The organism is Pseudomonas sp. HMWF021 (assembly GCF_003061005.1).
GTDB lineage: Bacteria > Pseudomonadota > Gammaproteobacteria > Pseudomonadales > Pseudomonadaceae > Aquipseudomonas.
Genome location: NZ_QAIK01000131.1, coordinates 2183 through 3105, shown reverse-complemented (window position 1 = coordinate 3105; position 923 = coordinate 2183). Strand labels below are relative to the sequence as shown.

Annotated in this window: 2 pseudogenes; both read right to left on the bottom strand. The window is 64.6% G+C overall.

Annotation, left to right across the window (positions count from 1 at the left end):
- Positions 1–797: pseudogene (locus tag DBR18_RS29420) on the bottom strand (aldehyde dehydrogenase family protein); the annotation flags it as partial.
- Positions 794–923, bottom strand: a pseudogene (locus DBR18_RS29415) (arginine N-succinyltransferase); the annotation flags it as partial. The pseudogenes DBR18_RS29415 and DBR18_RS29420, both read right to left, overlap by 4 nt.

The following is a 923-nucleotide window of genomic DNA, read 5'->3' as shown; positions in this document are numbered from 1 at the left end:
GTGTACACCGCCGCGTCCAGATCAGCCACCTGATCGACCACCAGCGGGTTGTTGCCGCCCATTTCCAGCGCGAGGATCTTGTCCGGACGCCCGGCAAACTGCTGATGCAGGTGATTGCCGGTACGGCTCGAACCGGTGAAGAACAAGCCATCGATGCCCGGGTTCGCCGCCAGCGCAATGCCGGTTTCGCGAGCGCCTTGCAGCAGGTTCAACACGCCGGCCGGAAGACCGGCTTCGATCCAGCATTTCACCGTCAGCTCGGCGACTTTCGGCGTCAGTTCGCTCGGCTTGAACAGCACGCTGTTACCGGCCAGCAGCGCCGGTACGATGTGGCCGTTCGGCAAATGGCCGGGGAAGTTGTAGGGGCCGAACACTGCAACAACACCGTGTGGCTTGTGGCGCAGCACGGCGGTGGCATCGCCCAGCGGACCGCTCTTCTCGCCGGTACGTTCACGGTAGCTTTGCACCGAGATCGCGATCTTGTTGACCATGCTGGTGACTTCGGTCGCGGCTTCCCACAGGGGCTTGCCGGTTTCCTCACCGATGGTGCGGGCCAGTTCATCGCTGTGGTTTTTCAGTGCCGCAGCGAAAGCCTCGAGGACGCTGATACGCTCGTCCAGCGAGCGTCGCGCCCAGCCCGGAAATGCCTGACGCGCCGCCTGCACGGCGGACTCGACCTGCGCGGCGGTAGCGCCCTCCCCCGACCACAGCACTTGCTGGGTCACCGGGTTCAGCGACTGAAAGGCTTCGCCCTGGCCGGCCAGCCATTCACCTGCGATGTATAGCGAATTCATTATTTCGACTCCCGAGCAGCGGACAACGCCACGGCGCGCACTTGATCGCCGGCGTTGAGTTGAAGACGTTTGGCGGTCAGCGGATCGACCACCAGCGTGCCGGCAGCCAGACGGGCCGGCGCAGCGGTG